The sequence below is a fragment of the Phenylobacterium sp. GW821-FHT12F10 genome, from assembly GCF_058806695.1.
The window spans coordinates 1,365,343-1,387,536 of the sequence record NZ_JBXAPY010000001.1; the positions used below are offsets into that span (position 1 = coordinate 1,365,343).

22 protein-coding genes are annotated in these 22,194 nt (G+C 69.8%); 13 read left to right on the forward strand and 9 right to left on the reverse strand.

Going from position 1 to position 22,194, the window contains the following annotated elements; all coding sequences use genetic code 11:
- Positions 1–51 precede the first annotated feature (51 nt).
- Positions 52–342, reverse strand: coding sequence for a hypothetical protein (locus tag AC1RN5_RS06875; protein ID WP_493040502.1), 291 nt, complete (start codon positions 340–342; stop codon positions 52–54).
- Between the two features lie 370 nt (positions 343–712).
- Complete coding sequence (locus tag AC1RN5_RS06880) at positions 713–2,476, reverse strand: patatin-like phospholipase family protein (protein ID WP_493040503.1); 1,764 nt, start codon at positions 2,474–2,476, stop codon at positions 713–715.
- A 133-nt stretch (positions 2,477–2,609) separates the two neighbouring features.
- On the opposite strand from AC1RN5_RS06880, the gene AC1RN5_RS06885 reads away from it, so the two are divergent.
- Positions 2,610–3,017, forward strand: a complete 408-nt coding sequence (locus AC1RN5_RS06885; RefSeq protein WP_493040504.1) for a ribonucleotide reductase subunit alpha — start codon at positions 2,610–2,612, stop codon at positions 3,015–3,017.
- Positions 3,018–3,094: 77 nt separating this feature from the next.
- Here the strand turns inward: AC1RN5_RS06885 and AC1RN5_RS06890 are convergent, their stop codons facing one another.
- Positions 3,095–3,499 (reverse strand): hypothetical protein, encoded by a 405-nt coding sequence (locus AC1RN5_RS06890; protein WP_493040505.1) that lies wholly within the window; start codon positions 3,497–3,499, stop codon positions 3,095–3,097.
- 145 nt (positions 3,500–3,644) lie between these two features.
- Between AC1RN5_RS06890 and AC1RN5_RS06895 the strand changes: the two genes are divergently transcribed.
- Both AC1RN5_RS06895 and AC1RN5_RS06900 read left to right on the forward strand, forming a co-directional pair.
- Positions 3,645–5,267 (forward strand): carboxyl transferase domain-containing protein, encoded by a 1,623-nt coding sequence (locus AC1RN5_RS06895; protein WP_493041474.1) that lies wholly within the window; start codon positions 3,645–3,647, stop codon positions 5,265–5,267.
- A 17-nt stretch (positions 5,268–5,284) separates the two neighbouring features.
- A complete protein-coding gene (locus AC1RN5_RS06900) occupies positions 5,285–5,995 on the forward strand; it encodes a hypothetical protein (RefSeq protein WP_493040506.1) in 711 nt (236 codons plus the stop codon).
- On the opposite strand, the gene AC1RN5_RS06905 is transcribed toward AC1RN5_RS06900, so the two are convergent.
- The gene (locus tag AC1RN5_RS06905) at positions 5,992–6,189 is read right to left on the reverse strand and encodes a hypothetical protein (protein WP_493040507.1); all 198 of its coding nucleotides are present in this window, start codon (positions 6,187–6,189) and stop codon (positions 5,992–5,994) included. The two genes, AC1RN5_RS06900 and AC1RN5_RS06905, sit on opposite strands and share 4 nt — an antisense overlap.
- Before the next feature lie 228 nt (positions 6,190–6,417).
- Between AC1RN5_RS06905 and AC1RN5_RS06910 the strand changes: the two genes are divergently transcribed.
- Genes AC1RN5_RS06910 through AC1RN5_RS06920 form a run of 3 tightly spaced genes read left to right on the forward strand, consistent with a single transcriptional unit; the run spans position 6,418 to position 9,583 of the window.
- Positions 6,418–7,254: an enoyl-CoA hydratase-related protein gene (locus AC1RN5_RS06910; protein ID WP_493040508.1), complete on the forward strand. Its 837-nt coding sequence runs from the start codon at positions 6,418–6,420 to the stop codon at positions 7,252–7,254.
- A gap of 56 nt (positions 7,255–7,310) precedes the next feature.
- Positions 7,311–9,182, forward strand: coding sequence for an acetyl/propionyl/methylcrotonyl-CoA carboxylase subunit alpha (locus tag AC1RN5_RS06915; protein ID WP_493040509.1), 1,872 nt, complete (start codon positions 7,311–7,313; stop codon positions 9,180–9,182).
- Entirely contained in the window at positions 9,182–9,583 is a 402-nt protein-coding gene (locus AC1RN5_RS06920; RefSeq protein WP_493040510.1) for a DUF1489 family protein, read from the forward strand. The genes AC1RN5_RS06915 and AC1RN5_RS06920 overlap by 1 nt, the downstream gene beginning before the upstream one ends.
- Position 9,584: 1 nt before the next feature.
- On the opposite strand, the gene panC is transcribed toward AC1RN5_RS06920, so the two are convergent.
- Positions 9,585–10,433, reverse strand: coding sequence for a pantoate--beta-alanine ligase (gene panC / locus AC1RN5_RS06925; protein WP_493040511.1), 849 nt, complete (start codon positions 10,431–10,433; stop codon positions 9,585–9,587).
- Positions 10,434–10,609: 176 nt separating this feature from the next.
- Between panC and AC1RN5_RS06930 the strand changes: the two genes are divergently transcribed.
- Positions 10,610–11,428 carry a division plane positioning ATPase MipZ gene (locus AC1RN5_RS06930; RefSeq protein ID WP_493040512.1) on the forward strand — a complete coding sequence of 273 codons (819 nt, stop codon included), beginning with the start codon at positions 10,610–10,612 and terminating at the stop codon, positions 11,426–11,428.
- Positions 11,425–11,847, forward strand: a complete 423-nt coding sequence (locus AC1RN5_RS06935) for a J domain-containing protein (RefSeq protein ID WP_493040513.1) — start codon at positions 11,425–11,427, stop codon at positions 11,845–11,847. Before AC1RN5_RS06930 ends, AC1RN5_RS06935 begins: the two co-directional genes overlap by 4 nt.
- 6 nt (positions 11,848–11,853) lie before the next feature.
- Here AC1RN5_RS06935 and AC1RN5_RS06940 read toward each other — a convergent pair whose 3' ends face one another.
- Positions 11,854–13,206, reverse strand: a complete 1,353-nt coding sequence (locus AC1RN5_RS06940; RefSeq protein WP_493040514.1) for a D-alanyl-D-alanine carboxypeptidase — start codon at positions 13,204–13,206, stop codon at positions 11,854–11,856.
- A gap of 299 nt (positions 13,207–13,505) precedes the next feature.
- On the opposite strand from AC1RN5_RS06940, the gene AC1RN5_RS06945 reads away from it, so the two are divergent.
- From AC1RN5_RS06945 to AC1RN5_RS06960, 4 genes are all read left to right on the forward strand, one after another.
- The gene (locus tag AC1RN5_RS06945; protein WP_304701024.1) at positions 13,506–13,940 is read left to right on the forward strand and encodes a phasin family protein; all 435 of its coding nucleotides are present in this window, start codon (positions 13,506–13,508) and stop codon (positions 13,938–13,940) included.
- 142 nt (positions 13,941–14,082) lie between these two features.
- Entirely contained in the window at positions 14,083–14,544 is a 462-nt protein-coding gene (locus AC1RN5_RS06950; RefSeq protein ID WP_493040515.1) for a RidA family protein, read from the forward strand.
- Entirely contained in the window at positions 14,541–15,302 is a 762-nt protein-coding gene (locus AC1RN5_RS06955) for a glycerophosphodiester phosphodiesterase family protein (protein WP_493040516.1), read from the forward strand. The genes AC1RN5_RS06950 and AC1RN5_RS06955 overlap by 4 nt, the downstream gene beginning before the upstream one ends.
- Positions 15,299–16,462, forward strand: a complete 1,164-nt coding sequence (locus tag AC1RN5_RS06960) for a GNAT family N-acetyltransferase (protein ID WP_493040517.1) — start codon at positions 15,299–15,301, stop codon at positions 16,460–16,462. The genes AC1RN5_RS06955 and AC1RN5_RS06960 overlap by 4 nt, the downstream gene beginning before the upstream one ends.
- Here AC1RN5_RS06960 and AC1RN5_RS06965 read toward each other — a convergent pair.
- Together AC1RN5_RS06965 and AC1RN5_RS06970 are read right to left on the reverse strand one after the other, a co-directional pair.
- On the reverse strand, positions 16,459–18,777 hold the full coding sequence (locus tag AC1RN5_RS06965; RefSeq protein WP_493040518.1) for a TonB-dependent receptor: 2,319 nt from the start codon (positions 18,775–18,777) through the stop codon (positions 16,459–16,461). The two genes, AC1RN5_RS06960 and AC1RN5_RS06965, sit on opposite strands and share 4 nt — an antisense overlap.
- A 143-nt stretch (positions 18,778–18,920) precedes the next feature.
- Positions 18,921–19,511, reverse strand: coding sequence for a DUF4287 domain-containing protein (locus AC1RN5_RS06970; protein WP_493040519.1), 591 nt, complete (start codon positions 19,509–19,511; stop codon positions 18,921–18,923).
- Between the two features lie 49 nt (positions 19,512–19,560).
- On the opposite strand from AC1RN5_RS06970, the gene AC1RN5_RS06975 reads away from it, so the two are divergent.
- Positions 19,561–19,998, forward strand: coding sequence for an HIT family protein (locus tag AC1RN5_RS06975; RefSeq protein ID WP_493040520.1), 438 nt, complete (start codon positions 19,561–19,563; stop codon positions 19,996–19,998).
- A 7-nt stretch (positions 19,999–20,005) separates the two neighbouring features.
- Here the strand turns inward: AC1RN5_RS06975 and AC1RN5_RS06980 are convergent, their stop codons facing one another.
- On the reverse strand, positions 20,006–22,108 hold the full coding sequence (locus AC1RN5_RS06980; RefSeq protein WP_493040521.1) for an ATP-binding protein: 2,103 nt from the start codon (positions 22,106–22,108) through the stop codon (positions 20,006–20,008).
- Positions 22,109–22,194: the final 86 nt, after the last annotated feature.

Below are 22,194 nucleotides of genomic sequence, written 5' to 3' on the forward strand. Positions count from 1 at the left end.
CGGGATGACACTGGGGGCGGGTTCGGGGCCGTCCTGGGGCGAGTGACGCGCTCAGGCCCGGAGGTCGAACATCGTCCCGCGCGCCATGTCCTGGGCGCGTTGCTGGGTGACCTGCTGGTCAGCCTCTCGATGCCGATGCTCGGCTGACTTGCGGGCCTGGGCCTCGCGCAAGTGGCCGTTGTCGGTGGCCAGGGCCGGCTCGGGGCCCTCCGCCTGGGCCTTGGGCGGCTCCATGCGGGTGATGAGGTGGCCACGGGGGGCGACCTGGGATCTGGCGGCATAATCGACCGCCGCGGTGGTGGCGCTGATCTGTTCCATGCGGCCAATATGGCAGGCCAGCATCAACCTTTCGTTCAGACTTGCAGTTAATAGGCGCAAACGCTGATGGCTGCTCGCCAAGGTCGAGCGAGTCCGCCGCGAACCCGTCGCCCCCCGGACATGCGAACGGCCGGCCCGTTGTCGGGACCGGCCGTTCCATTGTCGGACCGCTCAGCGGTCCCGCAACCTGAAGCGCTTACGCGCAGACCTCGTAAGCGGAGGCCCAGATCACGGTTTCCACCTGCGGATGAAGACAATGAGACACTGGGTCACCTCCTTTCAGTTGTTGAACAAGACCTCGAATATGGGACCGATTTGATCGATCCGCAAACGGCGCGGTTGTCGCATGCCGATATCGTGTAGCGGCGCCTGGATTCGGGACGGGGGGAGGACCCTAGCGCCGTCCCGTGGAGATCTCGTGCAGGCTGGGGCGGCGGCGCAGGTCGGTGACCGGGACCGACAGCTTGTCCAGGGCGTCGATCATCGCCTTGTAGCCGCCCGCGACGGCGGGCTCGAAGGCCGCCCAGTCGCGAATTTCCACGCCGGCCACCTCCGGGGTCACCAGCACGTCGGTGGCGTCGCGGGCGGCGGCCAGGTCGCGGCCGGTGGAGACCGTGGCCGCCCGCATCAGCAGGGAGACGATGGGCGGGCCCTTGCGCCATTCCCCCGACAGGATCCAGCGCCAGACCGAGGAGGGCCGGGCGACGTCGGCGGCGGTGATGGAGCGGCCGCGGGAGACGTCGATCCCGATGATCGGCCCCAGCTCGTTGATCCGCATGACGTCGGCGGGGAAGTTTTTCATCACCGCCCCGTCCACCAGCACGTCGTTGTTGTCCGTGGCCGGGGGCAGGATGCCGGGCAGGGAGATGGTGGCCCGCAGGGCGCGCCGCAGCAGGCCGCGCCGGTGCAGCTGGTAGGTTCCGGTGGTGAGGTTGGAGGACAGGCAGAAGAAGGGCAGCCACATGTCGGCGATGTGCACCTCGCCGAAGTGCTCGGCCAGGCGCTCGCGGACCTTCTCCCCCCGGGTCATGGCCAGCAGGGGTATGGCGATGTCGTCCAGGGGGCTGGTGTTGACGAAGGCCGCGCGGATGCGGCGCTCCATCTCCTCATTGTCCCAGCCCAGTCCGACCCCGGCCGCGACGATGGCGCCCATGGAAACCCCGCCCACGAAGTCGATGGGCACCTTGCGCTCCCGCAGGGCCTTCACCGCCCCGATATGGGCGTAGGCCCGCGCCCCGCCGCCCGACAGCACCAGGCCCACCGCCTGGCCGGTCAGCACCCGAGCGATGCGGGCGACGTCGCCGCCGTGTTCGCGCCGCATGTGGAACAGCCGCGCGGGCCGGGCCAGGTCCATCCAGGCCTCCGACCCCACCGGGGCCTCGGCGTTGCGCTTCTGGATGAGGATCAGGTCCACCAGGTTCTGGGTCTGCAACGGCTCGGCGCCGTGGGCGAACTCGGGAGGCGGAGGCAGGTCGCCCCGGCCCACGCGGAACAGGCGGTCCACCTGCCGCCCCACCACCTGGCGCCAGCCGTGATCGTCGGCCTCGGCGCAGTAGAGGACGAAATCGTAGTCCCGCTCGACCTCGGAGAACCATTCGGTCGGGGCGTGCTGGGCCTCGCCCCCCACCACCGTGACCGAATAGCCCAGCTTGCCGATCTCGCGGGCGATGCGGTCGACCTGGGGCCGCAGCACAACCGGTTCGCCCAGGGTGACGAAGCCGAACACCGAGGGGACCCCGGCCGAGGTCTTGGCGGCGGCCTGGCGGCTGCGCAGGATCATCAGGCGGGCCAGCTCGACCATGACGGCCGAGTCCTCCTCGCAGGCGTCGAAGAAGGCCTCGCGGGGCAGGGCGAAGATCTCCGAATCGCGCAGGGCCACCACGTGGCCCGAGTGCGGGGCCCCGGAGATCAGGCTCATCTCGCCGGCCGGCTCGCCGGGGCGGATCACCCCGAGGAAGTGCGGCTCGTGGCCCTCCTCGCGGCGGAAGGCCCCCAGGCGTCCGGCGCGGACGAAATAGAGGTGGTCGGCGGGCTCGCCGGCGTCGAACAGGGTCGCGCCGCCGGGCAGGGAGAACCAGGTGGCCTCGCCCTGGGCGCGCTCGTCCTCGAACAGTCGCGCGAGCGCGGAGTCGGTCGATATGCCGGGGAGGTTCGCCACGGAACGGGAGCCTAGAGTGTGTTTCGCACAAGTGTGAACCGGTTTTGCGCGGGCCGCGCCCCCTTGGCGCGTCAGGGGGGCCGGTTTGACATGGCGCATGTTTCGCCGCGACGATCTCGGCCAGGATCGCGGCATGACTCAAAGCTCTCATTTCCGGCAGCTCCTCGAGGCCGCCGCCGCCCAGCCCGAACCCCAGCGCCTGCTGTTCGTCTTCGCCGCCGCCGAACTACCCGACGGCGCCACGCAGGCGCAGCGCGAGCGCTTCCTGGCCGGGGAGGGCGGGGCCCTGGCCCCCCTGATGTGCGTGGACAAGGCGCCGGGCGAGCTGGCCGACTTCGAGGCCCTGCTGGCCGAATCGCGCCGCGCCGGCCCGCCCTGGCAGGTGGCCTTCGCCGCCAGCCTGTCCGGATTGGACGGCTCGCCGCCCACCACGGCCCAGATCGAGGTGGCCCTGCAATCCATGGTCGACGCCGTGCGCGTCGGCGGCGTCGGCCGTTTCGCCGCCTATGACCCGGACGGTGAGCCCATCCTGTTCCAGTAGGCGGCGAGGGGCCCGGCTATGCCTTCCCCATGCCCCAACTGAAGTCCGCCATCGACACCAACGGCGAGGCCTTCAGGCTAGTTTGAACATCCTCGCAGTTCGGCGGGTCGGCGCGGGCATGCCCGAACCTGCGTGAAACGGAGCGCAGTCACCTCGGTGTGGAAGCCGCTGATGGGCTCCTTGAGACTGCGCGCAATACCAACGAATCTCACGCGGAGAGACATGCCATAAGGCGAAATGCCGGTGGCGGCGGCCCGGTCGATCTCCGCCCGCAATGCGGGCTCGGCGGTGTCCGCGGTCTCAAGAAGCCAGCCTGCCAGCAGAGCCGGCTTGCTGCCGTGAGCGGCGGAAATCTGCGCTTCATCGATGCTCGCCTGGGGTATGAACATGCGTTCCACACCAATGTCCAAGATACCCTCGTATTCGACCGGGGGGCTTGGATCGCCGGTCAGAAGGGCCAGATAGAGCAGTAAGGCGCGCATCTCGCGAGACTGGCGACGCAACTGATGGAGCGCAAGTGCGCGCTCGTCCCGAGTTCGTTGCTGTCATTGTCCATCGAAGGACGGCGTCCGCTATCCCGCTGCGGCGGCCCTAGCCTGCGTCGCCCGCCCCGGCTATGCCTTGCCCATGCCCACACTGAAGTCCGCCATCGACACCAACGGCGAGGCCTTCCAGGCCAACGAGATGCTCAACCGCGCGCTGGTGTCGCAGCTGCGCGAGCGGGTGGCCCAGGCGGCCCTCGGCGGCCCCGAGGAGTCGCGCAAGCGCCACGCCGGCCGCGGCAAGCTGCTGCCCCGCGAGCGGGTCATGCGCCTGCTCGACCCCGGATCTCCCTTCCTGGAGGTGGGCGCCCTCACCGCCCACGGCCTCTATGACGGCGAGGCGCCCGGCGCCGGCGTCATCACCGGGATCGGCCGCGTCTCCGGCCGCGAGGTGATGATCGTGGCCAACGACGCCACGGTGAAGGGCGGGGCCTATTTCCCGCTGACCGTGAAGAAGCACCTGCGCGCCCAGGAAGTGGCGATGCAGAACCGGCTGCCCTGCATCTATCTGGTGGATTCCGGCGGGGCCAACCTGCCCCACCAGGCCGAGGTCTTCCCCGACCGCGACCATTTCGGCCGCATCTTCTTCAATCAGGCCCGGATGAGCGCCGACGGCATCGCCCAGATCGCCTGCGTCATGGGCTCCTGCACCGCCGGCGGGGCCTATGTCCCGGCCATGAGCGACGAGACGGTGATCGTGCGCGGGACCGGCGAGGAGAGCCAGGGGACCATCTTCCTCGGCGGCCCGCCCCTGGTGAAGGCCGCCACCGGCGAGGTGATCAGCGCCACGGAGCTCGGCGGCGCCGACACCCACGGCCGCCGCTCCGGGGTGGTGGACCACGTGGCCGCCGACGACGAGCACGCCTTGCAGATCGTCCGCTCCATCGTCGCCAACCTCAACACCACCAAGCCGCAGCAGGTGGTGCTGGCGGAGCCTCGGGAGCCCCTGTTCGATCCCGAGGAGCTCTACGGCATCGTCCCCACCGACGTCCGCGCGCCCTATGACGTGCGCGAGGTGATCGCCCGCATTGTCGACGGCTCCGAGTTCGACGAGTTCAAGGCCCTCTACGGCACGACCCTGGTCACCGGATTCGCCCGCATCTGGGGCCAGCCGGTCGCCATCCTGGCCAACAACGGCGTGCTGTTCTCCGAGAGCGCGCTGAAGGGCGCCCACTTCATCGAGCTGGCCTGCAAGCGGGGTATCCCGCTGGTCTTCCTGCAGAACATCTCGGGCTTCATGGTGGGGGGCAAGTACGAGGCCGGCGGCATCGCCAAGGACGGCGCCAAGCTGGTGACGGCCGTGGCCTCGGCCGAGGTGCCCAAGTTCACCGTCCTGATCGGCGGCTCCTTCGGGGCCGGCAACTACGGCATGTGCGGCCGGGCCTATTCCCCCCGCTTCCTCTGGACCTGGCCCAACAGCCGCATCAGCGTGATGGGCGGCGAGCAGGCCGCCAGCGTGCTGGCCACCATCCGCCGCGACGGCGTCGAGGCCCGGGGCGGCGACTGGCCCGCCGCCGAGGAAGAGGCCTTCAAGGCCCCGATCCGCGACCGCTACGAGACCGAGGGCGACCCATATTTCGCCACTGCCCGGCTGTGGGACGACGGGATAATCGATCCGGCCCAGACCCGCGACGTCCTGGGCCTTTCGATCTCGGCGGCGCTGAACGCCCCGATCCCGGAAACCAGGTTCGGCGTGTTCCGGATGTAGCCAGACGGGGGGACGGCTTGAACGCGCTCTGGAACGTCGGGACGCTGGACCGCGTCATCCTGCTGTTTCCCATGACCGTCTTCGCCGTGATCCTGGCCGGCGTGCTCTACCGCCTGGGCCGCAAGCGGCGGGTGCGGACCACCGAGTTCTGGGAGCCCATCGTGGCGGCCCTGACCGTGGTCCTGGTCTTCGTCGGGATCTATGCCGGCTACGCCTCCTTCCGCAACCAGACGCGGCTGGCGGCGGAGACGGCGCTGAACGAGGGGGCCGACAACCTGTTCGCCGTCGAGATCGACCACCCCGAGATCCGCTGCCTCTACGCCAATTTCGGCCATGACGACCCGCAGGCCTGCGTCGCCCGCCTGGCCGCCGACCGCGATCGCTGGAGCCTGGCCATCTTCTATGTGGAGGAGAGCTGGTTCACCCTGGAGAAGGCCGCCGAGGACCGCGCCAACTGGGGCTCGCAATACGCCAGCGACATCGCCTACTGGGCCGACGACGTCTCCGACGATCCGTCGGGCCTGTTCTCCTATTACCTGGTGAACCAGCACAGCCTGGCCGGGGCCAAGGCGCGGATGAAACGGGCCGGGGTCTGCATCCCAGATCTCTGCGCCGGCTATTCGAGGGTCCGCGGCGCCCTGCTCAAGGCCAGGGCCGCCCCGGCCGGCCCCGATCTCTGCGCGACGCCCGCGGCCAGGACAAGGGCCCGCAGCGTCTGTCCCGGCTAACCGCCGATCAGGGCCCGGCCGAGCTGGCCCACCAGCAGGCCCAGGCCGACGCAGCTCGACATCACGCCCAGGGTCAGGGCCAGCCTGGCCGTGGCCCGCCGGCTGGCGAGCGTCCGGCCGCGCCGCGGCGCCTCCCGCCGGGGCTTGGCGGCGCTCAGGAGCTCGGTCAGGCTCGCCTCTTGGGTCCGGCGCATCGTTCTTCCTTCCCGCGGCGTCGGGGGCCGGGCGCCGCGTGGTCGTTTCCTGACAGATATCTCGACCAGGCGCGCGCCGCGATCAACCCGGTTGGGGCCCGAACTGGGGCGATTTGCGGGGATGACCGTGAATTCGGCGCCCCCGGGAGCGCCGGGAAGGACAGGACCTATGTCAAAGACCGGGCGTTGGGATTATGTCCCGATGCGACATCCCCAAACGAGGCTTCCATGACCAATCCCATCGCCGATCCCCTGGTTGAAGTGGCCGACAGCGATATCGACGAGACCCTCGTGCATATCGAGGCCACGGTGGAGGGGGTGGCCACGGTGACCATCAACCGTCCGGCGCGTCGGAACGCCTTCGACGCCCGGCTGATCGGCGCCCTGCGCGAGGCCTTCGAGACCCTGCAGGGGGCGGAGGGCGTGCGCGTCGTCTTCCTGCGCGGCGCGGGCGGCGTGTTCAGCGCCGGGGCCGACCTGGACTGGATGCGCGAGGCCGCCGACCGCTCCGAGAGCGACAACCGCGACGACGCCTACCAGATGGCGGTCATGCTCAAGAGCCTGTGGGACATCCCGGCCCTGACCGTGGCCCTGGTGGAGGGCGGCGCCTTCGGCGGCGGGGCGGGCCTGGCCGCCGTCTGCGACCTGGCCGTCGCCACCGCCAGCGCCAAGTTCAGCTTCTCCGAGGTCCGGCTGGGCCTCATCGCGGCGACCATCAGCCCCTATGTGGTGGGCGCCGTCGGCCCCCGCACGGCGCGGGCCCTGTTCGCCACCGGCTCGGTGTTCGACGCCGCCTATGCCGAGAAGGTCGGGCTGATCACCGAGGTGGTGGCCGACACCGCCGCCCTGGAGGCCGCCCGCGACCGCATCGCCGCCGAGATGATGACCTGCGCCCCCGGCGCCGTGGCCGACTCCAAGAAGCTGGTGGAGGACGTGGCCTACCGTCCCATCGAGAGCGTCATGGAAGAGACCGCCAAGCGCATCGCCCGCATCCGGGTGAGCCCCGAGGGCCAGGAGGGCGTCCGCGCCTTCCTCGACAAGCGCAAGGCGTCCTGGGTGGTCTGAGCCGCGATCTCGCACGGCGTCTGGCAGGACTCTCCCCGGCCCTCTAGGATCGGGGCATGATCAAATCCGTCCTCGTCGCCAATCGCGGCGAAATCGCCCGCCGGGTCTTCAAGACCGCCCGCCGCATGGGGATCGCCACCGTGGCGGTCTATTCGGAGGCCGACGCCGAGGCGCCCCATGTGCGCGAGGCCGACCAGGCCGTGCTCATCGGCCCGGCGCCGGCCCGCGACAGCTATCTGGTGGCCGAGCGGGTCATCGCCGCGGCCCTGGAGACGGGCGCCGAGGCCATCCACCCCGGTTACGGCTTCCTCTCGGAGAACGCCGCCTTCGCCGAGGCGGTCATGGCCGAGGGCCTCGTCTGGATCGGTCCGCCGCCGTCGGCGATCCGGGCCATGGGCTTAAAGGACGCCGCCAAGTCCTTGATGGAAAAAGCCAATGTTCCGGTGACCCCCGGCTATCTCGGCCAGGACCAGTCGGGGGAACGCCTGCAGCAGGCGGCCGAGGTCACCGGCTATCCGGTCCTGATCAAGGCCGTGGCCGGCGGCGGGGGCAAGGGCATGCGCAAGGTCGAGCGCGCGGAGGACTTCGCCGCCGCCCTGGCCTCCTGCCAGCGCGAGGCCGCCGCCGCCTTCGGCGACGACCGGGTGCTGATCGAGAAATACGTCACCCGACCCCGCCATATCGAGGTGCAGATCTTCGGCGACAGCCACGGAAACGTGGTCCACCTCTTCGAGCGCGACTGCTCCCTCCAGCGCCGCCACCAGAAGGTGATCGAGGAGGCGCCCGCGCCCGGCATGAGTCCCGAGGCCCGCGCCGCCGTCACCGACGCGGCGGTCAAGGCCGCCCGGGCGGTGAACTATGTCGGCGCCGGCACGGTGGAGTTCATCGCCGACGCGAGCGCCGGCCTGCGTCCCGACCGGATCTGGTTCATGGAGATGAACACCCGCCTGCAGGTGGAGCACCCGGTCACCGAGGCCGTCACCGGCGTCGACCTGGTGGAGTGGCAGTTCCGCGTCGCCTCGGGCGAGCCCCTGCCGCTCACCCAGGACCAGATCAAGCTCACAGGCCACGCGGTGGAGGCCCGCCTCTACGCCGAGAACCCCGCCGCCGGCTTCCTGCCCTCCATCGGCGGTCTGGATCACTTCGTCCTGCCCGACAGCATCCGGGTGGACACCGGGGTCGAGGAGGGCGGCGAGGTCAGCCCCTTCTACGACCCGATGATCGCCAAGCTGATCGCCCACGCCCCCACCCGCGAAGGGGCCGGCGACCTGCTGGCCCAGGCCTGCGCCGAGGTGGAGATCTGGCCGGTGAAGACCAACGCCGGCTTCCTGGCCCGCTGCCTGGACCACCCCGACTTCATCGCCGGCGACGTGGACACCGGCTTCATCGAGGCCCGTCTCGACGCCCTGGCGGCCACCCCCGAGCCCTCCGACGAGATCCTCTCCGTGGCCGCCGCCGCGGTCCTGGGGGAGGGCGAGGAGGCCTCGCCGTGGAAGGGCCTCACCGGCTTCCGCATGAACGCCGAGCCCCAGGCCACCGTCCGCCTCTTCCTGGACGGCCGGGCGATCGACGCGCCCCTGGCGGAGGGCGACATCGAGGCCGACATCCTGATGACCGCCGACGGCGAGGTGGTGGTCTTCGAAGGGGGCGAGACCTACGTCCTCGCCACCCGCCCGCCGATCCGTGACCTGGACGACCTGACCGGCGACGCCCAGGTGCGCTCGCCCATGCCGGGGAAGGTGGTGGCCGTGGCCGTGGCCGTGGGGGACACCGTGCTGCGCGGCCAACCCCTGCTGACCCTGGAGGCCATGAAGATGGAACACGCCCTGACCGCCCCCTTCGACGGCCACATCGAGTCCCTGAGCGTCTCGGTGGGCGACCAGGTCAGCGAGGGCGTGGCCCTGGTCCGTTTGAAGGCGAACGCCTGATGGCCCTGCACATGATCCGCCTGTGCGTCGGCTGCGACACCATCGAGGATCTGCTGGCCTATCATCCCGACGACAGCGAGCCCTGGCTGCTCCACACGCGCATGTCGCCCAAGCGGGCCGAGGAGTTGCTGGACGGCGGGTCGCTCTACCGGATCTTCAAGGGGATGATCCTGTGCCGGCAGAGGATCCTGGCCATCCGCACGGTGGGGGAGCATCCCAACGCCCGCTGCGAGATCACCCTGGACCGCGAGATCGTCCGCGTGGCGCCGACCCCGCGCCGCGCCTTCCAGGGCTGGCGGTATTTCGATCCCAAGGATGTTCCCCCAGATCTCTCCGCCGACGGCGACGACGAGATCCCGATGGAACTGGCCCGCCAACTGCGCGAGGCCGGCGCCTGGTAGGCTAGACGGCCATGTTGTCGATCAGGCGGGTCTTGCCCAGGACGGCGGCGGCCAGGATGCGGGCCGGGCCTTCCAGGGGGCCGGGGCCGAGATGGGCGAGGCTGGCGGCGTCGCGCACCTCGAAATAGTCGATCCGGCCAAAGCCCGCCCGCTCCAGGGCCGCGCGGCCCGTGGCCTCAACCCGCTCGACGGCGGTCCCCTTGCGCAGGCGCTCGATGGCGTCGAGGAGGGCGGCGGCCAGGCTGGGGGCGATCTCCCGCTCGGCCGGCGTCAGGTAGGCGTTGCGGGAGGACAGGGCCAGGCCGTCGGGCGCGCGGGCGGTGGGGGCGCCGATCACCTCCACCGGGATGTCCAGGTCGGCCACCAGGCGCTTGATCACCTGGAGCTGCTGATAGTCCTTCTCCCCGAACACCGCGAGGTGGGGGCCGCATTGCAGCAGCAGCTTGGTCACCACGGTGGCGACCCCGGCGAAATGGCCCGGCCGCGCCGCCCCGTCCAGGGGCTCGGAAACCCCGGCCACGGTGACGGTGGTGGAGAAGCCCGGGGCGTACATCTCGGCGACGGTGGGGGCGAACAGCAGGTCGCAGCCGGCCCCCTCCAGCAGGGCGGCGTCCCGGGCCTCGTCGCGGGGATAGGCGTCGAAATCCTCGTGCGGCGCGAACTGGGTAGGATTGACGAAGACGCTGGCCACCACCCGCCGGGCCCGGCTCTTGGCCAGGGTCACCAGGGACAGGTGGCCCTCGTGCAGCGCCCCCATGGTGGGAACCAGGCCGACGGTCTCTCCGGCGGCGCGCCAGGCGGCCACCTGGGCGCGCAGGTCGGCCACGGTGCGGACGATGGCGAGGGGCATGGGGAAGGCTCCGTCTCGGTAGGCGGCCGCTTATGGCGTGGCCGGCGCCCGCCGTCCATCCGTCCACAGGCGGCGGTGTCAGGCGCGTTGACGGGGCAGGGGGTGGGGGCTCACCTGTTAACCAATCGAATCAGCGCAACGACGCTGGCTGAGATGGTGTGGAGTTTTAGAGAACCATGTCCCAACCCAAGGTCATTGTGGTCGGCAACGAGAAGGGTGGCGCGGGCAAGTCGACGCTGGCCATCCATATCGCCACGGCCCTGCTGCACTCCAGCGCGCGCGTCTCGGTGCTCGATCTGGACCTGCGCCAGCAGTCCATGGGCCACTTCTTCGCCAACCGCGCCGCCTGGCTGGCCGCCAACGGCGTCAGCGCGCCCATGCCCGTGGAGCATCCCCTCAGCGCCGATCTCGCCAAGGCGTCGGACGAGGAGGCCCTGGGCCGCTTCGAGGAGGCCTTCGCCGCGGCCGAGGGCGCCGACTTCGTGCTGATCGACACCCCCGGCGGCGACACCGCCGTCAGCCGCGCCGCCCACGGCCTGGCCGACCTGATCGTCACGCCGATGAACGACAGTTTCGTGGACTTCGACATGCTGGGCATCGTCGATCCGGTCACCCTGGATCTGAAGCGCCCGAGCCTCTATTCCGAGACCGTCTGGAACAGCCGCAAGATCCGCGCGGCGTCGTCGGGCAAGTCCATCGACTGGATCGTCCTGCGCAATCGCCTGGCCCCCACCGAGGCCCGGAACCGCAAGCGGGTCGACGAGCGGGTCCAGGCCCTGTCGCGCCGCGTGGGCTTCCGCGTCGGCCCCGGCCTGCGCGACCGGGTGATCTATCGCGAGCTCTTCCCCTTCGGCCTGACCATCGCCGACCTGTCCCCCACCATCCGTCCCGTGGCCATGAGCCTGCAGCACGTGGCCGCCCGCCAGGAGCTGCGCGCCCTGGTGAGCTCCCTGGGCCTGGGCGAGATGGGTGACGAGCTTATGGCCGCCCAGTGACCTATATCGCCCTCGGCTGCCTGGTTCTGGCGCTGTTGCTGTGGGCGAATGGCGGCAAGCCGATCCTCAAGCGCCGGGAATGGCGGTTCATCTCCGGCGCCTTCGCGGTGGTCGCCTTCGCCGGCGCCGCCTATGTCGGCCTGCGGGGAAGCTGGGGCTCGGCCATCGTCCTGGTGGTGCTGGGCCTGGGCCTGGCGGTCTCCACCCGGCGAACCGGCGCGCCCGCGCCTCGCGGGCGTGGCGGGGCGATGGGAGACGCCGAGGCCCGCTCGATCCTGGGGGTGGGGCCCGAGGCCTCGGCCGAGGAGATCCAGGCGGCCTACAATCGCCTGATGCGCCTGGCCCATCCCGACAAGGGCGGCACGGACGGCCTGGCCGCTCAGCTCAACGCCGCGCGAGACCGGCTCTCCCGCAAATGAGGGACGTCAGCCCGGCTTGACCACCATGCAGGCCAGCTTCTTGGCCTTGAGCGCGCTGCAGGCGTCCTTGGCGGAGGCCTCGGTGAAGCCCTTGAAGCGGGCGCGATAGGTGCCGCCGATGGAATCGGTGTCGCCGTCGGCCTTTCCGAAGTGATTGCCGAACCGCTTCTCGACGAGGGCCAGCTGCTCCTTGGCCAGGGCCTTGGACTTGAAGGCCCCGACCTGGACCATCCACTTGCCGGCGGGCTTGCGGTCTTCCTTCTCCGTCTTCTTCTTGTCGGACTTGGGCGTGTCGGCCGATTGCGAGCCGCGCAGGAGGTTGCGGGTCGGCGCCACGAAATCGTTGCTGGAGAAGGAGGCGGGGGGAGGGGCCGAGGCCAGGACGATCTTCAGGCCGTCCTGCTCGCCGTCACCCTGTTCGACCGAGGGGCGCTCGATCGGGCCCACGGGCTCGGGCTCGAACAGGTTCTGGGCGATGGTGATCTTCTCGCCGCGGGCGCGGCGGTTCATCACGTCGAAGCCGGTGAGCAGCAGGTCCTCGGCGTTGTTGTTGCGCTTGGCGGTGGACGGCGCCCCCAGCACCACGGCGATCAGGCGGCGGTTGTCGCGCACGGCCGAGACCGCCAGGTTGTAGCCCGAGGCGTTGGTGTAGCCGGTCTTCAAGCCGTCCACGCCGGGCATGGCCCCCAGCAGGCCGTTGTGGTTGTTCATCGGCGTGCCGCGGAAGGTGAACGACTGCTGGCTGAACAGCCGATAGTACTGCGGATAGTCGCGCATCACGGCGCGCGACAGGATGCCGATGTCTCGGGCGGTGGAGACCTGGCGGCTGTCGGGCAGGCCCGAGGCGTTCACGAAGCGGGTGTTGGCCATGCCCAGCTCCTGGGCGCGCAGGGTCATCATGGCGGCGAAGCGGGCCTCGCTGCCGCCGAGCTTCTCGGCCAGGGCCACGGCGATGTCGTTGGCCGACTTGATGGCCAGGGCCTGCATGGCCTCGTTGACGGTCAGGGAGTCGCCGGCCGAGAGACCCAGCTTGGTGGGGGCCTGGGCGGCGGCGCGCGGCGAGATCATCACCCGGTCGTCGGACCGCAGGCGGCCGGAGCTCAGGGCCTCGAAAGTGAGGTAGAGCGTCATGATCTTGGTGATGGAGGCCGGGTAGCGGGGGCTGTCGGCGCGCTTGGCGTAGAGCACCTCACCGGTTTTCGCATCCACCACGATGGCCGCGTATTTCGGCGCCGTGGTCGGCAGCGAGGGCATCGAGAGGTACGGGACCTGCGCCTGGGCGGAGGTCGCCAGCGGCGAAACCGCGGTCAGAACGGCGGCGCCAAGGGCGAGGAACAGGCGGCGGGCGCGCTCGAACATACGGTTCGTCCGTCGAATCAAAGGGTTGGGGTGACCCCTAGAGGCCGCCGTTACAGAAATCCTATCATGACACCTCGGAGCTTGCGCGAGGGTAAACACCTCTTGAGCGAGCCGATTTGTCGCGCCGCCAGATATGCGGGCATGCGGAGCACTCGCCTCAGCGGCGATTGTGCAGTGCAACAAAGTCGCTTGACTGCTGCACTGCAACATGAGAAATAGGCTTCGAGATCAAAGAGCCGCAACGCCCGAGTGGTGCGACGCGGCAAAGCCCGTCAACCACGTTCCAGGAGTTTCCTCCCATGGCCGCCGCCGAAACCGTCAAGAACACCGTCGAGCAGTTCACCACCGCCGGCAACGCCGCCTTCAAGGACGCCATCGAAAAGTCCCTGGCTGGCCTGGCCGACGCCAACGCCCACTCCAAGAAGAACCTGGAAGCCGTCATCGCCTCGGTGACCGCCGCCACCAAGGGCGCTGAAGCCCTCGGCGCTCAGGCCACCGCCTATTCCAAGAAGGCCGTGGAAGCCAACGTCGCCGCCGCCAAGTCGCTGTCGGGCGCCAAGTCGATCCAGGAAGTGGTCGAGCTGCAAACCAGCTTCGCCAAGTCCGCCCTGGAGACCTACATGGCCGAAATCGCCAAGATGGGCGAGATCGTCTCGGCCTCCATGAAGGACTCCATGAAGCCCCTCAACGAGCGCGTCACCGCCGCCGTCGAGAAGCTCCAGGCCGTCCGCTAAGCCTTCCAACAGTCCCTCCAGCCGCGCCGGCGTATTTGGCGCGGACCCTGCGAAGCCCCGGACCCGCAACGGTCCGGGGCTTTTCGTTTTTCGGGCCTTCGGTGGTTTCCCAGCGGCCTGAAACCGCGCTAGACCTTGGCCCATGTCACAGGTCGAAGATCGCTTGGCCGCGCAGGGGATCACCCTTCCGCAGCCCGTCGCCCCGGTCGCCAACTATGTCCCGTTCGTACGGGTCGGCGCCCTTGTCCACATCTCGGGCCAGGTGTCCCTCGACGCGGGGGGCGGGGTGCGCGGCGTCGTCGGCGAGGATGTCGACATGGAGGCCGCCAAGGGCGCGGCCCGCCTGTGCGGGATCAACCTGATCGCCCAGATGCGGGCGGCCTGCGACGGCGACCTGGACCGGGTGGTCCGGGTGGTGAAGCTGGGGGGCTTTGTTCAGGCCGGCCCCGGCTTCTTCGAGATCCCCCAGGTGGTGAACGGCGCCTCGGACGTCATGGTCCTGGCCTTCGGCGACGCGGGCAAGCACGCCCGCTCGGCGGTGGGGGTCTACCGCCTGCCGATGAACTTCGCCGTGGAAGTCGACGCCGTGGTGGAAATCCGGTGAAGGACGCCCTCAAGACCCAATTCGGCGAGGCCTGGGACTTCCTGTTCCACCCCCCCGTCGCCCACCGCGGCCTCTGGACGCCGGACGGCGCGCCGGAGAATTCGCTCGGCGCCTTCCAGGCCGCCTGCCAAGCGGGCTACGGCGTGGAGCTGGACGTCCACCTCTCGGCCGACGGCGAGGCGGTGGTGTTCCACGACTATTCGCTCAAGCGCATGACCGGCGCCGAGGGCCGCATCAAGGACCGCACCGTGGCCGAGCTGGCCGAACTTCGGCTCAAGGACACCGACGAGCGCATCCCGACCCTGATGGAGACCCTGGCCCTGATCGGCCACCGGGCCATGGTCCACGTCGAGCTCAAGACGCCGTTCGGCGAGGTCGGCCCCCTGGAGCAGCGGGTTCACGAGATCCTCATCGACCATGCCGGTCCCACCTGCGTGATCGGCTTCAATCCCTATTCCCACGCCTGGTTCGCCGACCGGTTCCCCGGCGTGCTGCGCGGCCTGGACAGCTACGCCTGGGAGGACGACACCCCGCACCTGTCGGCCGAGCAGCGCAAGGCCTTCGCCCGGCTGGAGCAGATCTCCATCGCCCGGCCGCACTTCCTGGCCATGAGCCTGGACACCGTCGCCAGCGACATCGTGGCCAAGCACCGCGCCGAGGGCATGCCCGTCGTCGCCTGGACGGTGCGCAAGCCCGAACAGTGGGACGCCATCAAGGACCACTGCGACAACCTGATCTTCGAGGGCTGGGCCGCGTGAGCCTGAAGGCGGCGGTCAAGGTCAGCCGCCGGATCGCCGAGATCGGCCGCGCGGGCTGGGACGCCTGCGCCGCCAACCCGGACTACGCCGCCAACCCCTTCGTCTCCTTCGACTTCCTGGACATCGCCGAGGAGGCCGGCTGCGCCGTGGAGCGCACCGGCTGGGGGCCGCAGCATCTGTCGGTGGAGGACGCCGAGGGCGTCGCCGCGGTCATGCCGCTCTATCTGAAGTCCCACAGCCAGGGCGAATACATCTTCGACCATAGCTGGGCCGAGGCCTATGAGCGGGCCGGCGGGCGCTACTATCCCAAGCTGCTGTCGGCCGCCCCCTTCACCCCGGCGACCGGCCCGCGCCTGCTGGTGCGGCCCGGCGTGGATGTCGACGCCGCCCGCAGGACCCTGCTGGGCGGGGCCGTGACCCTCTGCGAGCGCTACGACGCCTCGTCCCTGCACATCAACTTCCCGACTCCCGAGGAGTGGACCTGGCTGGGGGCTCAGGGGCTCGCCCTGCGCGAGGGCCAGCAATATCACTGGGAGAACGCCGGCTACGCCGACTTCGAGGCCTTCCTGGGCGCCCTGTCCTCGGGCCGCCGCAAGACCATCCGCCGCGAGCGCCGCGACGCGCAGGGCGTGGTGGACATCGTGGCCCTGACCGGCGCCGAGATCACCGAGGAGCACTGGGACGCCTTCTACTCCTTCTACATGGACACCGGCTCGCGCAAGTGGGGCCGGCCCTATCTGAACCGGCTGTTCTTCTCCCTGCTGGGGGAGCGGATGGCGGACCGCGTCTTGCTGCTGATGGCGCGGCGGAACGGGCGCTGGGTGGCCGGCGCGCTCAACCTGATCGGGGCCGACTGCCTCTATGGCCGTAACTGGGGCTGCGTCGAGGACATCCCCTTCCTGCACTTCGAGCTCTGCTACTACCAGGCCATCGAATGGGCCATCGGCCGGGGCCTGGCCCGGGTCGAGGCCGGCGCCCAGGGCCAGCACAAGATCGCCCGCGGCTACCTGCCCAGTCCCGTCCACTCCGCCCACTACATCGCCGACCCCATGCTGCGGGGGCCGGTGGAGGACTTCGTCGCCCGCGAACGGGCGGCGGTGGAGGGCGAGATGGAATGGCTGGCGGAAGAGTTCTCGCCCTTCCGCCAGGAACCTTCCTAGTACTTCAGGGTGAAGGCGACGCCGTAATAGCGCGGCTCGCCGGCGATGAAGGTGGCGATGCCGAAGGCGTCGCCGGTGTTGCCCGCGTCCTTGATGTAGTCCTGGTCCAGGGCGTTGGTGACGAAGGCCTCCACCGACCACGGCCCCGCGGCGGGCGTATAGCCGAACTTGAAGTTCAGCAGGCCGTAGGCGCCCTGCTTCTCGTCCTGGATCTTGTCGGCGGCCTGCAGGGCCGGCAGGTCGTTGTTGTTGTCGAAGAAGACCTCCGACTGCCAGGTGTAGCTGGGCGTGAAGGCGAAGGTCCCGCCCAGGGCCGCCAGGCTCAGCTTCGCCCCCAGCGAGACCGTGTGGTCGGGGGCCAGGCGGAAGCTGTTGTCCTTGAACAGGCCGTTGCCGAACCGGGCGTGGTTGTAGCCATAGGTGCCGAAGAGTTCGAGATTGGCGTTGGGCTTGGCGGTGACCTGGCCCTCGAAGCCGGTGGCGCTGGCTTCGCCGGCGTTGGCCGAGACGATCTGGCCCGCGGCGTTGCGCACCGAGGTTTGGAAGTTGTCGTAGGCGTAGTGGTAGACCGAGCCTTCCAGGGACAGGCGGCGGTCGAACAACTCGGTCTTCACCCCGCCCTCCAGGGAGTCGACCTGCTCGGCGGGCAGTTCGGAGAACCGCACCGGACCGCCGGGGGTCGCCGGCGCGGCCACCGCCAGCACCTTGGGCCGGCGGCCGCGGGCGTAGGAGGCCCACAGGCTGGTATGGTCGTCGTAGCTGTAGCGGGCGACGGCGCGATAGGTCAGGCCGCTGTCGGTGAAGCTCTTGGTCTCCACCCGGCCGCCCGCCGTGGGCTGCAGGAAGAGGCCGCGCGCCAGCGCCGGAGTCGAGCCGGCCAGGACCGAGCCCCCATTTTCCAGCACCGCGCCATAGCCGCTGGTCTTGTCGTCATAGGTGTAGCGCAGGCCCGCGGTCAGCTCGAGTTGGTCGGTGAGCTTGTAGGTGGCGTCGGCGAAGACGTCATAGGACTTCGTCTCCCCCACATTCCGGTAGGTCTCGCGGTGGACCGACTTGAGCGCGGCCGGCGCCAGGGCGTTGATCACCGGCAGGGACAGGCCGCCGGGCCGGGGCATGGAGCCCAGCAGGGCGTAGACCTTCTCGTTGAACTGCAGCGGCACCCGCTGATAGCCGTCTTCCCAGAAATAGCTGACCCCGGCGAAGGCGGTCAGGCGGTCGCCGCTGTCATAGTTGAGCCGCAGCTCCTGGCTCGCCTCGCGCCCGTGGGCGTCCTCGGCGAAGACCATCAGCGGCAGGGAGAAGCCGTCCGGATCGAAGACCTCCAGGCTGTCGAAGCGGCGATAGGCGCTGATGGACGACAGGCTGAGCGTGTCGCTGATCTCGTAGTCCACCAGGGCCGTCAGGCCGCGCACCGAGCGGTTCAGGCCCAGGTCCTTGCCGCCCTCGAAGCCGTCGGAGGTGGACAGGGTCGCGCCGGAATTGCGGCCGACGTCGCCGATCAGGGCGCCGGTGAACGGGTCGGTGGGGGCGAAGGTCAGGGACTTGAAGGAGGTGCCGGTGGGCCGGTCCTGTTCGTAGTTGAAGATCAGGTCGGCGTTGAGCCTGTCGCTGGGCCGCCAGTTCAGGGTGACACGGCCGGCGGCGGTGTCGGTGGAGTTGAAGTCGGGTCCGCCCAGCAGGTTCTCCACGAACCCGTCGCGCTTCTTCAGCCGGCCGGCGAAGCGGATCGCCAGGGTGTCGCTGACGGGAACGTTCAGCATGCTCTCGAACATGACGTAGCCGTTGTTCCCGGCCTCGACCCGGGAGCGGGCGTCCCACTTGCTGGGATCGGCCTTGGCCTGGACCAGGTTCACCGCCCCGATCAGGGCGCCGCGACCATAGAGGGTCGACTGCGGACCCTTGGCGATCTCCACCCGGGCCAGGTCGAACAGCTCGATATAGGAGCCCCGCGACTTGGAGATCGAGACGCCGTCCTGGAAGACCGAGACCCGCGGCTCATTGGTCGCCTCGCCGGAGTCCGAGGTGATGCCGCGCATCACGAAGCCGGGATTGTTGGGGGACTGGTTCTGCACCTCGAAGCCCGGGACGTAGAGCGACAGCTCCTCGAACTCCTGGATGCCGTCCCGCTCCAGCTGGTCGGCGCCGTAGGCGGTGATGGCGATCGGCACGTCGAGGGTCTTCTGCTCGCGCTTCTGGGCGGTGACGATCAGCTCCTCGACCTGGGCCGTGTCATCGGCGGCCTCGGCGAAGGCCGGGTTCACGCCGGCAAGAACGGCGGCCGCGCTGGCCAGCAGGAGTAGTTTGTGGTGCGACATGGACATTCCCCAACCTCGGTGAGGGGGCTGTCTAGGCGCCGCCAATGACAGTCAGGCGAAGGGGATTTGACGTTAAGATGACGGTCTAAATATCTGCAAAATCATCAGAAAATTTCCGCCTAAGCGTCAAATCGACGACGATGTCAGGACGCCTCCCAGGCCTGCCGGATCAGGGCCTTCAGCCGATCGTCCAGCTCGGCGGGCGAGGCGAGGGTGAGCTTGGCCTTCAAACGCTCCGACCAGCCCTCCGCCTTCGGGACCTGCAGCCGCGGATCGGCCTCGGGGCTCACCGCCAGGCCCAGCACCACCTGGCCGCCCTTGACGGGCTTGGCCGAGGCGAACTGGAAATTGCGGGAGAAGCCGGTGAAGGCCTTGCGCTGACCGGTGACCACGTCGGGCAGGGCGGTGGCCGTCCGCTCCACGGCCTCGAAGATGGCGGTCGCCGCCGGATCCTTCCACAGGGCCGCCCGCAGCTTGGCCGGCTCGTCCCATCCCGAGCCGGTGGGGAAGGCCTGCGACATGACCAGGTTGGCGCGGTTCATGCCCAGGCCGTGGTGCTCCTTCATCCAGGCGATCCGGGCCATGGTCCTGGTCTCGGGGCAGGTCCTGGCGATGGCGACCCACGCGTCCAGGGTCTTGCCGGTGTCCTTCTCCAGGCTGGCCAGGGCGCTGGCGAACCACTTCTGCTGGCGCGGGCTGAGCCCCTTGGCGTTCTCCGCGTCGGCGGTTCCCATGGGGACCTTCCTCTGTGCTAGGACGCTCCTGACATCAGAGGAGCGCGCCATGAGCTTGGACGGGACCTACGACGACGGCAACATCTTCGCTAAGATCCTGCGGGGCGAGATGCCCAGCGCCCGGGTGTTCGAGGACAGCCATGTCTACGCCTTCATGGACGTCTTCCCCCAGGCCCGTGGCCACACCCTGGTGATCCCGAAACACTCCACCGCCCGCAACCTGCTGGAGGAGGAGCCCGAGGTGCTGGCCCCCCTGATCCTGGGGGTTCAGCGCGTCACCCGCGCCGTCCGCGCGGCCCTGAAGCCGGACGGCATCGTGGTCACCCAGTTCAATGGATCGACCGCCGGCCAGACCATCTACCACCTGCACTTCCACATCATCCCGCGCTGGGAGGGTCAGGCGCTGGGTCGGCATGGCGAGGGCGGCATGGCCGACCCCATCGAGTTGAAGGCCCTGGCCGACCAGATCGCCGCCCAGATCGCCTAGCCCTTTCTCAGGCCGAGGCCGCGTCGGGCCATTTCGGACCGTCGGCCGCCCGCCAGGGATGAAGGGCGGCGGCCACCAGCCGCTCCTGCTCGATAGGCTTGGCGAGGTGGGCGTTCATGCCGGCCGCCTGGCAGCGGGCCACGTCCTCGGGCAGGGTGGCCGCCGTCATCGCCACCACGGGGGTGTCGGCGCGGTCGCCCTCCAGGGCGCGGATCGCGCGGCAGGCCGTCAGGCCGTCCATCACCGGCATGTGGAGGTCCATGAAGACCACGTCGAAGGGGCGGCTGCGCACCGCCTCCACCGCCTGGGCGCCGTCCTCGGCGGTCTCGACGTCGAACCCTGCCGCCACCAGCATCATCGAGGCCACCTGACGGTTCACCGGATGGTCGTCCACCACCAGGATGCGTCCCGCGCCCGCGTCGGCGGTCGCGGCCGGCGCCGCCTCGGCCGGCGCCTCAAGCCGGCGCAGGGGAATCTCGAACCAGAATTCCGAGCCCGCCCCCAGGACGCTCTCGACGCCGATCCGACCCTCCATCTGCTCGACCAGGGACTTGGAGATGGCCAGGCCCAGGCCCGCGCCGTCGAACCGACGCGTGGCGCTGGTGTCGGCCTGGGTGAAGGGCTGGAACAGCTGGGCGATCGCCTCGGGCGCCAGGCCGACGCCGGTGTCGCGCACGCTCACCCGCACCTGGTCGGCGCCGTCCTGCGGCCGCAGATCCACCCGCACCTCGATCCGACCCTGGTCGGTGAACTTCACCGCATTGCCCAGCAGGTTGAGCAGCACCTGCAGGATGTGGTTCCCGTCCCCCTCATGGACCAGCCCCTCGACCGCCGAGACCTCGACGGTCAGGGTCAGGTCCCCCAGACCAGGCCGGACGATGTCGCCGGCCGTCCGCACGAGCTCGGCGAGGGCCAGGGGCGCTTGGACCATGGGGGTCGCGCCGGCGCCAAGCCGTGAATAGTCCAGGATGTTGGTGATCAGGGAGAGCAGCACCTGGCAAGAGGCCTGGATCACCCCGACCTGGTCCCGGGCCTGGGGCGCCAGGTCGGCGCGGGCGGCCAGCAACTGGGCATGACCCTTGATGCCGTTCAGGGGCGTGCGCATCTCGTGGCTCATCACCGCCAGGAACCGGCCCTTGGCGCCGTCGGCGGCCACGGCGTCCCGACGCGCGGCGCGGGCCACGGCCAGGGCCCGGCGCAGACCCGCCTGGGCCGCCGCGCGCTGGGCCAGGACGCTGGAGAGGATGATGGCCGACGAGACGATGGTGGCCAGGTAGAGCTGCAGAACCAGGATCTGCCGCGGCATGTCCCCCGGGAACTGGGCCACGATGGGCCCGTGGCCCGCCACCGTGGCGCTGGCGGCGATGAACGACACCAGCATGACCATGAGCGCCGTGTAGGGGCTGCTGAGCCGGATGACCACCAGCAGGCCGAGGGGGAAGAGCAGGAAGAGGGTGGGCAGGGGGGTGGAGAAGATCAGCGCCGCCGCCGCCACCGCCAGGCCGATCAGGCCGAGGATCTCGAAGCGCGAGGCCGCGGCGCCCACGTCATAGCGCCGGAAGCGCGCCAGGAGCAGCGCGGCCGGCGCGCCGATGATCATGCCCAGGAAGTCCCCGAACACCCAGGTCTTCCAGGCCGTCAGCAAGTCATCGTGGAAGATCAGGGCGGCGAGGCCGGCGCCGAGCGTGCCGATGGCGAGCGTGGCGGGCAGGGCCGCCAGCAGGACGAAATTCCGGAAACGCGGGAGGACGTTCATGTCCAGCCCGGCGCCGCAGACCCGGCGGATCAGGACCGCCGCCAGGACCGCCTCGGTGAGGTCGCAGCCTGCGATCAGCAGGCCCCTCGCCAGGGTGCTGCCGCTGTTGAGCGCCGCCAGCAGGTCGATCGTCGTGCAGAGCACGGCCAGGACCAGGGCATTCTGCCGGGGCAGCAGCAGCAGGCCGGCGGCCAGCAGGCCGTTGCAGATCCACAGGACGGCGAGGCCGTTGACGCTGGTGGTCCAGGTGTAGGCCAGCAGGGCGCAGACCGCGTAGGCCGCCAGGAAGGCCAGGTCGAGGCCCTGTGCGCGAGGGGCCTGGGCCGGTCGTGAGAGCCTGATACGCGACGCCATTCGGGCAACCCCCCAGTTGCGCACTCGACTGTAGGCCTGGGTTTCAATCTCGGTCGATGATCACGACCTGGACCAAAGTATTGGCC